Source organism: Tunturiibacter gelidiferens (assembly GCF_051013345.1).
Lineage (GTDB): Bacteria > Acidobacteriota > Terriglobia > Terriglobales > Acidobacteriaceae > Edaphobacter > Edaphobacter gelidiferens_A.
On the sequence record NZ_CP132939.1, the window covers coordinates 4,919,053 to 4,931,798 of the forward strand.

General features: G+C 60.5%; 10 protein-coding genes and 2 pseudogenes. 4 read left to right on the top strand and 8 right to left on the bottom strand.

What is annotated here, in order from left to right; all coding sequences use genetic code 11:
* Positions 1-108 precede the first annotated feature (108 nt).
* The 5 genes from RBB80_RS24720 to RBB80_RS24740 all read right to left on the bottom strand — a co-directional run bounded on the left by RBB80_RS24720 (position 109) and on the right by RBB80_RS24740 (position 6,484).
* A complete protein-coding gene (locus RBB80_RS24720) occupies positions 109-678 on the bottom strand; it encodes a TIGR03118 family protein (RefSeq protein WP_433964965.1) in 570 nt (189 codons plus the stop codon).
* Positions 602-1,279, bottom strand: a complete 678-nt coding sequence (locus RBB80_RS24725) for a TIGR03118 family protein (RefSeq protein ID WP_433964966.1) — start codon at positions 1,277-1,279, stop codon at positions 602-604. Before RBB80_RS24725 ends, RBB80_RS24720 begins: the two co-directional genes overlap by 77 nt.
* Positions 1,280-1,484: 205 nt before the next feature.
* Positions 1,485-2,588, bottom strand: coding sequence for a hypothetical protein (locus tag RBB80_RS24730; protein WP_433964967.1), 1,104 nt, complete (start codon positions 2,586-2,588; stop codon positions 1,485-1,487).
* Between the two features lie 331 nt (positions 2,589-2,919).
* The gene (locus RBB80_RS24735) at positions 2,920-5,349 is read right to left on the bottom strand and encodes a TonB-dependent receptor (protein ID WP_433964968.1); all 2,430 of its coding nucleotides are present in this window, start codon (positions 5,347-5,349) and stop codon (positions 2,920-2,922) included.
* A gap of 151 nt (positions 5,350-5,500) precedes the next feature.
* A complete protein-coding gene (locus tag RBB80_RS24740; RefSeq protein WP_433964969.1) occupies positions 5,501-6,484 on the bottom strand; it encodes a quinone oxidoreductase family protein in 984 nt (327 codons plus the stop codon).
* Between the two features lie 189 nt (positions 6,485-6,673).
* Here RBB80_RS24740 and RBB80_RS24745 point away from each other — a divergent pair, with 189 nt between their 5' ends.
* The 4 genes and pseudogenes from RBB80_RS24745 (at position 6,674) to RBB80_RS24760 (ending at position 10,405) form a co-directional block, all read left to right on the top strand.
* Positions 6,674-7,687 carry an ATP-grasp domain-containing protein gene (locus RBB80_RS24745; protein ID WP_433969854.1) on the top strand — a complete coding sequence of 338 codons (1,014 nt, stop codon included), beginning with the start codon at positions 6,674-6,676 and terminating at the stop codon, positions 7,685-7,687.
* Positions 7,688-7,749: 62 nt separating this feature from the next.
* Positions 7,750-8,723: pseudogene (locus RBB80_RS24750) on the top strand (LLM class flavin-dependent oxidoreductase).
* 136 nt (positions 8,724-8,859) lie between these two features.
* Positions 8,860-9,717: a subclass B3 metallo-beta-lactamase gene (bla, locus tag RBB80_RS24755; RefSeq protein WP_433964970.1), complete on the top strand. Its 858-nt coding sequence runs from the start codon at positions 8,860-8,862 to the stop codon at positions 9,715-9,717.
* A 130-nt stretch (positions 9,718-9,847) separates the two neighbouring features.
* A complete protein-coding gene (locus RBB80_RS24760; protein ID WP_433964971.1) occupies positions 9,848-10,405 on the top strand; it encodes a hypothetical protein in 558 nt (185 codons plus the stop codon).
* 20 nt (positions 10,406-10,425) lie between these two features.
* Here the strand turns inward: RBB80_RS24760 and RBB80_RS24765 are convergent.
* The 3 genes and pseudogenes from RBB80_RS24765 to RBB80_RS24775 all read right to left on the bottom strand — a co-directional run bounded on the left by RBB80_RS24765 (position 10,426) and on the right by RBB80_RS24775 (position 12,711).
* Positions 10,426-11,399 (bottom strand): annotated as a pseudogene (locus RBB80_RS24765) (glycosyltransferase family 2 protein).
* 127 nt (positions 11,400-11,526) lie between these two features.
* Positions 11,527-11,859, bottom strand: coding sequence for an energy transducer TonB (locus tag RBB80_RS24770; RefSeq protein WP_433964972.1), 333 nt, complete (start codon positions 11,857-11,859; stop codon positions 11,527-11,529).
* Between the two features lie 66 nt (positions 11,860-11,925).
* Positions 11,926-12,711 (bottom strand): DeoR/GlpR family DNA-binding transcription regulator, encoded by a 786-nt coding sequence (locus tag RBB80_RS24775; protein ID WP_433964973.1) that lies wholly within the window; start codon positions 12,709-12,711, stop codon positions 11,926-11,928.
* Positions 12,712-12,746: the final 35 nt, after the last annotated feature.

Genomic DNA, 12,746 nt, shown 5'->3' on the forward strand with positions numbered 1-12,746 from the left:
AATCTTGCTTGAGGGATCTTCGAAGATGTCCTGGTTGGGAGTTGCGGCTGCGGGTGGAGTGCGCGAACTCGCACTCCACCCGCAGCCGGGTTGGGTTTCAGGTTGTGCTTACTGGTCGTTGCCTTCGGTCAGTTCGCTCTTGAAGGGTTTGAGGTAGCCGAAGAGGCCACCGGTCCCCCCATTGGGGCCAGCGGTGAAGTAGAGTTCAGCGCCAGGGGCGCCGGCTGCGTCGTAGTTTCCGGGGGCGACACTGTTCGCGGGGCTGAGGGACCAGAGACCGTTGATGGCGAGTACCGTGCCGACGGAGTTCCTAATCTGCCCCTCGAACTGACCGCTTACCAGGTCATAGATTGCGATGGTTCCGCTGTTTTCGGTTGTGCCCCCGCCGGCAAACTGCCCGATGAGCAGCTTATGGCTGGAGAGGCCGAAATCCTGCGGCGCGAGGGCGACGCCCCAGGGAGCGTTGAGCCAATCCCCGTGCTGGAGGCGCAGGAGTAAGAAGCCGGTGGAGCTGTAGATATCAACATAGCCGAGGCCGGGTCCGTCGGTCTCACGGGGCTGACCTGGGGTAGCAGAGCGTAGGTGACGACGACATCGTTGCCTACGGTCTGGACATTGAAAGGATTGTAGTTGGGGGAAGCTCGGAGTCGGTAAAGGCGGGTGCCGCGCCCTTCTCACGGGGAAGGCTTACGGGGTTGAAGGTGTTGTCATAGACGTCGACGCGCCCCTTCGAGGAGTTTGCAGCGTACAGGAAGTGCTTGCCGCCTACGAAGGCACTGGTGAGTCCGGTGTAGACCGAGCCGTCAGTGGTCTTAACCGCAATGACTGCGTGAGTGGAAGGAGGCGTAGCGCCGGCAGCGACACCGACCGCGGGATTCCAGGCGGAGATTGTTCCGTCGATCGTGGCGAAGATGAAGACAGCGGGTTTGCCGAAGATGAGAAAGTCCGATGCGGCTCCGTTGAAGATCATGCCGGTGGGCGTGCCGGTGGGAAAGACGGTGCTACTGGGGTCAGACTTGGGGATGGTGACGACCAGAGACTGTTTGGCGCCGGCGCCGTTGTAGAGGGTGCTGAGTCCGGAGCCGTTGTCGGAGACCCACCAGGGGCTGCTGGTGCTGCGGGCGAGTCCCCAGGGGTTGATGAGGGTGGAGTCGGTGACGGGCGCGATACCAGCGGTGTTGGAGACCAGATTGACTTGTGAGTAGTTTTGACCGAAGGCTGCTGTCGCAAGCGATAAGGCCAAAGAGGTGCGTATGGCAATGGAAACAAAGTTTTTCATCTGACTTCTCCTGATGCGGTGAGTCCCTGCGATTGGTTATGTCCCGAAGCGACGCGCGCTCCGGCAGACACGGATCGGGCTGCAAGCGGGGAGATCTGCAGAAGGTTGATCCTTACTGGGAGTAACCCGCCAGCGTTGCGGATATTCCCGATTCGAAGGTAGAGTCCGCAGAGAGACGCGATGTCAAGAAGACGTCAAGAAATTGTCATCTCTTGTCACAATTTAGTAATCGAGTTTGGTTGCATAAAAGTGTGTTGCAGGGAGGAGAATTTTTTCTGAGTGGAGGCCAAACGCAAACGGCGGCTTCCCCTGTGGGGTTGCCGCCGATGCGAATCCGAGGAGGTGAGGCTTTAGTTGGAGACGATGGTTCCCGGTCGGACCTGGTTGGGGGCGCGGAGTTTGGTCTTCGGTAGATCGGTTGAGGTCTTGAGGCTGACGAGTTTTTGTTCTCGTCAACGGGGAAGGTGGCGACGTAGGTTCGGGCGATGGAATCCTGAAACTGCTTGAGGTAGGGGGCCATGGAGACGGGGTTTTGGCCGGTGCTTTGGTAGAGGGAGAGGCCGCCGGTTCCCTCGGCGAGTTGGGAGAGGTAGTTCTGGCCGCTGAAGCTGCCGCGGCCACCAGCGAAGCCGGCGTCGCTGAAGTAGATGGAGTAGACAGGGACGCCAGCGCGCTGGGCATCGGTGACGGATGCGTCGACGTAGGGGCTGTTCTGGTTGAGCGGACTGGTGCTGCCGTTGTAGGGATCTACGCCGTTGGTGATCATGAGGACGAAGCGTGGCTTATGGACGGGGCCTGTGCGCTGGACGGGGCTGACCTGGTTCTCGGCGAGGCCGGGCCAGTTCTTGACGAACTCGGAGAGGCAGAAGTATGGGCTGGCACTGGAGCCGGGGATGCCACTGGGAATGCGGAGGCCCTGAGCTGCGGCGGCGAGGTTGGAGGTAAAGCCTGCGGCGCCTGCGCCGGGGAAGACCGTGCCGTTCTGCATGTAACCGACGAAGACTTCAGTTCCTGCGGGAAGGCCGGTGATAAAGGTGCGGAGGTTGTTCAGTTCACGGCCGACGCTGGTGCGTAAGCCGTCGTCGATGAGGAGAGCGACCTGCGCTCCGCCGGGCGGTATGGGTGCGAGATTGGCGAGTGGGGTGGTGCGGTTGTCGATCTTGATGGTGAGATCTTTTGCGGTGGGGCTGACGGGAGTCTTGGAGTCGAAGGCGACGAGGGCCTGCGTGGAGGCGGGGCCTTCCTGAGCGTGGGCTGCGGTCGTCGTAGTTGCTGCCAGGAGAGTAAGTGCAAGGAGATATCGAGTCATTTTTGTTTCCCTTCATTGGGTTAGACGGTGCAGAGAGGCTCTGCGATGCGAAGAGCGCAAGAACATACAAGGTAGAAACACGAGGCAGACATGTTGGTTGCGTTTTCCGGGCGAGGTCCTGCCGGACGGGCCCACTTCGCGTGGGGCGGTCACTTCGTGACTTGTGTACCTTTTCTCGGTGAGTGAAGGGCGCTGGGCCTCGCGTTGCTCGGCGACGATGGTTCCGACCAACGGGAGGATCTATGCTGATAACTTACCGAGACCGGTATACGCGTCACGAAGTGACCGCTGCCCGCGCAGGGCGCCCGTCCGGCAGGAGATATCTTTCGCTTCAGTTGCCGCCGATGCGGATTTTCATTCCGGCGCGGATGGTGAACGGCAGGCCGGGATAGCCGATGGGGCCGATGTGTTGCTGGCTAAGAAGATTGTCGAGCTGGGTGAAGGCGGTGACGTGGCGGGTTGCGTTGAAGAGGAGGTTGAGGTCGAGCTTGGCGTAGCCGAAGTCGAGGTCCTGGTTGGGGAGCAGGAGCGTGTTGCCGCCGTTGCGGTCGTTGTGGAGCTGGAAGGTGGAGTCGTCGCTGCGGCTGGCGAGAGCGCCTTTGATGGCAGCGGAGAATCTGCTGGCGGTGTATTGCACGGCGAAGAAGCCGGTGCTGGGTGGGCGGTTGAAGGGCCGGTTGCCGACGATGGGAGAGAGCGCTCCGATGGGGATGCCGGGGAGGTTGGGATTGAAGGCGGGAGAGACGTTGTCGGAGGTGAAGGACTGCTCGACGAGTGAGGCGAGATAGGTGTAACCGCCACGGAGGAAGAGGTGCGTGAGGGGCTGGTATTGGAGCTCGAGCTCGAGGCCTTGAGTGCGGTAGGCGAGAGAGTTCAGCGAGGCGTTGGGGACTTGCAGGGCGAGGATGGCGGGGATGGCGAAGTACTGTTCGAGGCCGTTGGGGGCGAGGTGCTCGAGCTGATGGCTGAACTGATTGTGGAAGTAGCCCGCTTTGAGGATCAGCTTCTGGTTGAGGATGTTCTGGTCGACGCCGAGGTCGAAGGTGCGGGAGCGTTGGGCGGAAATGGGGCTGATGTTGTAGGTTGCGATTGCGGATTGGTTGCCGGTCTGGTCGAGGAGCGTGGAGAGGCTGGTGAACTGATCTTCGAGGGTGGGCTCCTGTACGCCGGTGGCGGCGCTGGCGCGGAGGCTGGTGCCGTGGAAGACGCGATGGCCGGGGCGCACGGGTACGTAGGTGAGGCCGAGGCGCGGTGTTCCGGCGGTGCCGTAGAGGTGGTTGCGCTCGATGGCTCCGCCGAGGGAGTAGAAGAGGCGGTGGCGGATGTCGCCCTGGAGCTGAAGGGTGTAGAGGAAGTTGGTGCGCTGGGCCTTCTGGTTGAAGCCGGTGGTGGGGTTGTAGAGGCGGCCGCGCTCGTCTTCGTAGTGGAAGCTGAAGAGGGCGGCGATGCGGTAGGGGAAGGTGTAGTCGGTCTGGTAGTAGAGCTCGTCGCGGTTGTGGACGTTGTCGAGAGTGGGCGAGAGGAAGGCTGCTTGTCCGGTTGCGGTGTAGCCGTTGGCTCCGCGGAGGGTGACGAGGTTGCCGTAGGTGATGGGTGGTACGACGATGCCGTTGATGGTGATGGGCAAGGACTGATCGAACTGCTGCTCTTGTTCGCGATGGCGGCTGATGCCGTAGCGGGCGAGGTTGTGCCAGTTCCCTGCCAGGGTGTTTTCGATGGTGAGGCCGGAGACGAGATTCTGATCGGACTGCTTGCCGGAGGCGGAGATGCCGTAGATGTCGTGGGCCTGGGGGAGGCCGGCGGCGGAGTCGGCGTTGCGCAGGGTGAAGCGGGCGGTGGTGTTGGAGAAGATGCTGTAGCCGATGTTGGCGGTGCTGGTGGTGAGGTGATACTCGTCGCGCGGGAGCGCGTTGGAGGTGTTGAAGCGGCTGAAGGCGGCCTGGTAGTCGAGCTTGTTGAAGGTGCCGGAGAGGATGGCTTCGTTACGGTAGGTGTGGAAGTTTCCGGCGTCGCCGGTGTAGTCGAGCGTGGGGTGGAGGAAGTTGCTGCGAGTTGTGGCGAGGCTGACCGCGGAGGCTTCGGCGCCGGTTCCGTAGAGAGCACTGTTGGCTCCGCGATAGAGTTCGGGGCCGGCGAGGGTGGTGGTGGCAATGGTGCTGAAGTCGAAGTCGCCGCCGATGTTGGTGGCGGGGACGCCGTCGAGGAGGATCTTGTTGGCGTCGGGACTACCGCCGCGGATGTAGAGATCGATCTGGCCGCCGGCCTGGCCGGTCTGGATGGCGTTGGTGCCGGGAGCCTGGCGGAGGTCGTTGAGGAGATTGATCTGGGTTTCGAGGTCTTGCTTCGGGATGAGCGTGATGGCGGCGGGGATCTGTTGGATTGGTGTGGAGATGCCGGTGGCTGTGACGGCAAGTTGTGGAGTCACAGTGGAGTATTCGAGGACGATGGTGCGGGTGATGATCGCGGTTCGGCCGCCGTAGAAGGCGTCCCCGATGCTGGGGGTGAAGGGCGAGGCGGAGGTGAGGAGGACGAAGCGGCCGGGGAGTCCGCTGCGGATTTCGTAGGTGCCGTCCATGAGCGTAAAGGTGAAGGCGACGACGCGGCGGCCCTGAATGAGCTGGATGCGGGCGTTGCCGAGAGGGACTCCGAGTGGAGTGGTGACGGTGCCTCGAACGATGACGGCGTGGGCGGGAAAGGTGAGGAGGAAGGCGGCGACGATGGCGAGGATGCTGATCGCGCTACGGGGCGCCGGGGTGTGCATAGGTTCGATTGTAAGTGGCAGCGGGTCCTGCCGAACGGGCCCGCTGCGCGCGGGGCGGTCACTTCGTGACGTGTATGCCGGTCTCGGTGGGTTAGGTGCCTGGGTTCTCCCGTTGGTCGAAGCTGATACCGCGGCGTCTGAGTGAAGACGGTTAGGGAATGAGGAGGAGTTTGCCGGTGGTTCGGCGGGACTCCAGGTCGCGGTGGGCCTGGGCGGCGTCGGCCAGGGGGTAGACGTGCTCGATGCGTAGCCTTAGAGAGCCGTTGGCGACGGCGTCGAAGACGTCTTTGGCGCGATGTTCGAGGTCAGCGCGGGTGGCGATGTAGTCCTTGAGGGTGGGGCGGGTGATGAAGAGGGAGCCCATGACGGAAAGACGGATGAGGTCGAAGGATGGGACGGCTCCGCTGGACCCGCCGAAGAGGACCATGTAGCCGCGGGGGCGGAGACATTGGAGAGATTGCTCGAAGGTAGTTTTGCCAACGGAGTCGTAGACCACGGGCAGGCCTTTGTTGCCGGTCAGGGATTTGACCTTCGCGGCGAAGTCTTCTTTGGTGTAGAAGATGATCTCGTCGGCCCCGGCTGCACGGGCGAGGGTGGCTTTTTCTTCGGTGGAGACGGTGGTGAAGACGCGGGCACCGAGCGCCTTGGCCATCTGGATGAAGAGGAGGCCGGTGCCGCCCGCTCCGGCGTGGATGAGGATCTCGTCGCCGGGTTGGACGGTATAGGCGGAGTGGAGGAGATAGTGGGCGGTCATGCCCTGGAGGATCGCGGCAGCGGCTTGTTGGGCGGTGACGCCTTCGGGGATGGCCACGAGGCGGGCGGCGGGAGCCACGGCGAACTGGGCGTAGGTGCCGGGGATGAGACACCAGGCTACACGGTCTCCGGGTTTGAAGGAGGTGACGTCGGGGGCGACGGAGACGATGGTGCCGGCGGCTTCCTGGCCGAGGATGTAGGGAAGTTTGGCGGGGTAGCGGCCTTCGCGGAAGTAGGTGTCGATGAAGTTGACGCCGGAGGCTTCGATGCGGATGAGGGCTTCGCCGGGGCCGGGGGTTGGCGTGGGGAGGTCGGTGAGGGTGAGGACGTCGGCGGAGCCGGTGGTGTGGATCTGGATGGCTTGCATGGCGTCAGAGTACAACAGTCAATGATGGATGGTGAATGCGACGTCAAACATTTTGGAGGCGCACCGGATTATGGACCGCAAGCCCAGCTTGAATCATCTAAACTTGAGATATCAGATTCGAGCGGCTCAGGCTAGCTCGCGCCGACTGTTGTAACTGTGGAAGGAATTCCGAGTCGAACCTTTGAAGAGGATGTGAAGAAGATTATGTCCAGCCGTCAGTCTTTGCCTATTGCGATCTACTATGAGCAGCCGAACTGGTTCAAGCCGCTGTTTGCGGAGCTTGATCGGCGCGGTGCGAACTACGTGAAGCTGAATGCGGTAGAGCATAGCTATGGGCCCGAGGATCATCCGGAGGAGAAGTATGCTCTGGTGCTGAACAAGATGAGTCCTTCGGCGTGGAACCGCGGGCATGGGGATCAGATCTTTTACACGCTTGGGTATCTCGAGCATCTGGAGAGCAGAGGCGTTCGCGTGGTCAATGGCGTGAAGGCATATCGGAGCGAGTTGTCGAAGGCTGCGCAACTTTCGATGCTGGAGGCGTTGGGGCTTGGCTATCCGAAAGCTCGGGTGATTCATCGTGCGTCGCAGGCGAGTGCTGCGGCGGAGGGGTTGCGCTTCCCTGTTGTGGTGAAGCCGAATATTGGCGGCAGTGGAAGCGGTGTAGTGAAGTTCCACACGAAGGAGCATCTGGCGGAGGCTTCGGCGATGGAAGGCGGATTGACGCTGGGGATGGATTCGACCGGGCTGGTGCAGGAGTTTGTGCCGGCACGCGGATCGTTCATCGTTCGCGTTGAGGTGTTGAACGGCAAGTATTTGTACGCGATCAAGATACATATTACCGGCGAGACGTTTGATCTTTGCCCGGCGGATATCTGCAAGACGCGGTTGGGAGTTGAGCTGGACCGCGCGGCCTGCCCGGTTGATGCGCCGAAGAATGGATTGACGGTCGAACGCTTCGATGCGCCGCCTGAGGTAATTGAAGAGGTGGAGAAGCTGCTGGCGGCTGCAGGCATTGAGCTGGGTGGCGTGGAGTTTATGGTGGACGACCGCGACGGAGTGAGGATGTACTACGACATCAATGCGCTCTCGAACTTTGTGGCCGATGGACAGAAGGTTGTAGGCTTCGATCCTTTTGTGAAGCTGGCGGATTGGCTGGAGGATGAGGCTCGGATTGTGAATGAGCGGCGGGGCGTGGCAGAGATGGCGGGGGCGCGCTGATGCGATACGGCTTCTGGTTGCCGGTGTTCGGGGGTTGGCTACGCAACGTCGATGACGAGAAGATGGCGGCGAGCTGGGAGTATGTGCGGGACCTGGCGAAGAAGGCAGAGACGATCGGGTACGATCTGACTCTGATTGCGGAGCTGAATCTGAATGACATCAAGGGTGTGGATGCTCCTTCGCTCGATGCGTGGTCGACGACAGCGGGGCTGGCGGCGGTGACGGAGAGGCTGGAGCTGATGGTTGCGGTGCGGCCTACGTTTCATAATCCGGCGCTGCTGGCCAAGCAGGCAGCTACAGTCGATCAGATGTCGCATGGGCGGTTGACGCTGAATGTGGTTTCGAGCTGGTGGAAGGATGAGGCGACGAAGTATGGCGTTCACTTCGATGAGCATGACGATCGCTATGCGCGGACCTCGGAGTGGCTCGACGTGGTGGATGGGTGCTGGAAGACTCAGGGGTTTTCTTACAAAGGCAAGTACTATGACGTGCGGGAGAATGTGCTTTCGCCGAAGCCGGTGAGCAAGCCTCGGCCTACGCTGTATGCGGGGGCGAGTCGGAGACGGCGAAGAATTTGATTGCGGCGAAGTGTGATGCATACCTGATGCATGGCGATGCTCCGGAGGCCGTGGGGAAGAAGATTGCCGATATGCGCGAGCGGCGGGAGAAGCTTGGGCTGGGGCCGATGACGTTTGGCGTTGCGGGGTATGCGGTGGTGCGGGACTCGGAGGCCGAGGCGCAGCGCGAGGTGGAGCGGATTACCGATGTGAAGCAGTCGGCGCGCGGCTATGCGAACTATGAGCAGTGGGTGACGGGGTCGAATTTGCAGACGGAGATATCGTTGAAGGATTACTCGGTGTCGAATCGCGGATTGCGCTGCGGGTTTGTGGGGACGCCGGAGCAGGTGGCGGAGCGGATGGAGGAGTTTGCCGCGGTGGGGGTGGACCTGGTTCTGTTGCAGTCTAGTCCGCAGGCTGAGGAGATGGAGCGGTTTGGGTCTCAGGTGATCCGCGGTAAGGCAGAGGCGACGGCTTAAATTTTTCTTTGAAATCGGCTACGGCGTTCGTCTTGCTACGGACGCTTTTTTGGTGGCGGAGACGATGTACCGAAAAGGTTAATTCTCCGCAAGGCCGATGGGTGGCAGCCCGTTGTGAGGAGAGTTATGCTTTGCCATGCTGCTTCGTTCCCTGTTGCTGACTTTCGTCTTTGTCTGCGGTCTGTTTGCGCAGGATGACCCTGAGTGGACGACTCCGCATGCGCCTTTCCGCGTGGTTGGCAACGTTTATTACGTGGGGAGCAAGGACCTGGCGTCGTATCTGATTACTACGCCGCAGGGACACATTTTGCTTAACAGCAATTTGGAGAGCAGCGTTCCACAGATAAAGAAGAGTGTCGAAGCGCTGGGATTCAAGTTCAGCGATGTGAAGATTTTGCTGATCAGCCATGCTCATCGCGATCACTGCGCCGGGAGCAAGCTGCTGAAGCAGTCGACCGGCGCGAAGTACATGGTGATGGACCGGGATGCGGCGGTGGTGGAGTCGGGCGGGAAGGCTGACTTTCAATATGGCAAGTCGTCAAGTAACTGGTACCCCGCGACGAAGGTTGACCGTGTGCTGCATGACGCCGATGAGGTTCGATTGGGAGCTGTCGTGCTGGTTGCACATCTGACGCCCGGGCACACGAAGGGGTGTACGACCTGGACGATGAAGGCGAGTGAGGGCGGAAAGGTTTATAACGTCGTGATCGTGGGCAGCCCGAATGTAAATCCGGGATACAGGCTGGTGAAGAGCACTGTCTATCCGACGATGGCGCAGGACTATGAATTGACGTTTCGGACGTTGAAGTCGCTGCCCTGCGATGTGTTTCTGGGGGCTCATGGGAGCTACTTTGGGATGGAGGAGAAGTTCTCGCGAAGGAAGGCTGGAGGCGTCAACCCATTTGTCGATCCCGAGGGCTACAAGTCCTATGTCGTGGAACGGGAGCAGGCGTTTCGGAAGGATTTGGCGACACAGTCGGGGGGCGGGTCCTGAGATGATATGCGTCCGACAGGTGATATACGGGGCTTAGGTCTGAGCATAGAATTAATCAAAGATTGCTTTAGTTTGATTGCGTGAAGAGCAGATCGATGGGACAGGTTGAGGGCCAGAAGTGACTGAATGGATGCAGGGTCGAAGAGTGGCCGCAAGATGGGGTGGTGTACTCCTCGCCGAAATTCCAGTACTGATTGCTGGTTGTCACTCGGGGCATCAGAGTGGTGTTGTTCTGGCAGGTCTCGCCAGCGTGACGCAGCCGAAGACCACGTCCCTGGGGCCCAATCATTTAGCGGCCGAGGGTACGGCAACAATCAGGGCAACGTGTGGGCAGCAATCCTTTGAAAATGCACGCAACGGCTTGATTGTGAGCCAGACTGGATTGCATGAAGACGTCTTTGCGCTCCGGAGCGGCACGTCGTACGCCTCGATCGTCTTCAACCTGGACGATGCACTTCTCCTTGAGGATGTGCTGCGGAATGAGTTGAAGGAAAACCAACAGCCGATCGAACAATGGAAGTGTGTTCAGCAGTTTGAGGGGTACCTGGAGACGCTGACCGATCCGATGGTCGAGCAGGACAAACTCGCCAAGGAACTGGACGCTACGGCGTTCAAGGACTCGACCAGGGAGGCGCAGGAACAGCTGAGAAGAGAGAAAGAGAATGAGGCGCTGGCCCCGAAGAACTAATCCAGGGCGCGCCGATTGGGCTACTGAATGAGACTCTCTTCGGAGCGCAGGCGGAGAATGCGGTCTACCGCATAGGGTGCACGGTGGGCAGCGGTGTGGAAGTGCCTTACCTGAAGCTCTCCGAGCAGACCGATGCCCATCATCTGGATTCCGGCGAGGATGAGCACGCCGGCGATGACGAAGAGCGGGCCATGGAGGCTCATCACGTGCTGTCCAGTGACGATTTTCAGGATGAGAAGCCACGCAGACATGCCGAAGCCGGCCACCATTCCGAATGCTCCGATGGTGCCGAAGAAGTGAAGCGGGCGCGTCATGTAGCGGAGCAGGAAGCGGATGGTGAGGAGGTCGAAGAAGACGCGGAAGGTGCGGGAGATGCCGTAGTGGCTCTCACCAAACTCGCGGGCCGGGTTGGAGATGGGAATCTCGCAGATGCTTGCGCCATACCAGGAGGCGAGGGCGGGAATGAAACGGTGCATCTCGCCGTAGAGGGGGATGTTCTGGATGACCTCGCGACGGTAGGCCTTGAAGGTGGTGCCGAAGTCGTGGATGTCGACTCCGCTGAGCGCGGCCATGAGCCAGTTCGCGGCGCGAGAGGGATGCGGCGGAGGATGAAGTTGTCTCCACGCTGGGAGCGCCAGCCGCTGACGACGTCGTAGCCTTCTTCAAGCTTGGCCAGAAAGCTGGGAATCTCTTCCGGGTCGTGCTGAAGGTCGCCGTCCATGGCGAGGATGAAGTCGCCCTGGGCGTGGTCGAAGCCCGCGGCGAGAGCGGAGGTCTGACCGAAGTTGCGGCGGAGTTTGATGACCAGGACACGGCTGTCAACGGCCGCGATCTCTTCGAGCAGCCGGTAGGTGCGGTCGCGTGAGCCATCGTCGACGAAGACCAGCTCGAAGGTGTCGTTGACGTGCTCCATCACAGCCTTCAGGCGGTCATAGAGTGTAGTGACATTCTCTTCCTCGTTATGGAAGGGGACGACGATTGAATATTTTGGCACTTTACTATGATACTCCCGGGGTTATGTACTTTGGATGACGACCGGAGAACAAAAGATCTGAATCCGCCAGTTTTTTTCCGGCAGGCAGACTGTCGGGTTTCGAAATCAAACAAGCTTCGTCCAGGTTCTAGAACCTGAAATTCAGGACGACATCCATACTTTGAGGCTTGCCGAGGTAATAACCTGCTGCGAATGCCGCCTGTTGAACAGCTGCGGTGGCGGCATCGGCCAATACGGAGTCGCCGAGTTCTACCCGGATCTCGCCCACTTTGCCGTCCTCGAGGATATCGACGATCAAACGCACCTGCCCGTGACTGTGGTGGCAGGCCTTCCCTGCCCCGCAGTCCGGAGCCGGCATGCCGATCAGCCTGGGCGGTACGACCGAGGGCATGCTCTGAGCCTCCAGCGCAACGGACACTGGTGCGAGAAATAGCGGCAAGAGGGCCCAGGCTGTACGCATAGCCTCATCCTCTCACGAGTTGGTGGAGAGACAACGGCATTTTTTGGCGACGCCAACTGGTTCGCGCTAGACGATGATCACTCGTACCTGCTTTCGCTGAAAGGCCTGGACCAGCTCGGGGTCGACGCTGTCGTCCGTGATGATGGTATGCAGATCGCTTGTGGCGCAGACTTTGACCGAGGTGAAGATGCCGAGTTTGCTTGCATCTGCGACGGCAATGACCTGCCGGGCATGCTTGACCATCTCTCCGAGAACCAGCGCTTCGTCGGATTCGATGACAGTGAGTCCGTGGTCGGGGTGAATTCCGCATGCCCCCATGAAGACTTTGTCGAAGAAGAGCCGCTGTAGAGAGTCGAAGGCCGTTGCGCCGACCATTGAGAATGCGCCGGGCCAGCGGATGGATCCGCCTGTGAGTGTCACGCGCGCGTTCGGAAGACTGGAAAACTCCATCCCGATATTGACCGCGTTGGTGACGATGTGGATGCCCTCGCGATGCCGGAGGCTGCGGGCTACCTGGGTGGTGGTGGTGCCGGGCGAGAGCGCGATGGTGTCGCCCTCGTTGACCATCTCCGCCGCGGCGATGGCGATGCGGCGTTTCTCGTTGGAGAAACGCTCTTCGCGCAGGGGAAAGGCGGCATCGAACCGGAAAGGCTCGTAGGTCATCTTTCCGGCCAGTTCGACGCTGCCGTGGGTGCGGTTTACGAGACCGCGCTGGGCGAGTTTGATCAGGTCCCGCCGAACGCTGGCCGGCGAGGCGTCAATCGTAACTGCCAGATCTTCAACGCAGCTCTGGCCTTTCTGTAGCAGGAGATGGAGTATTTGGTTCGCGCGATCCTGGGTCTTCTGGGCCATGTCTCGTCCATTCTAACCACGCATAAATCTGCAAC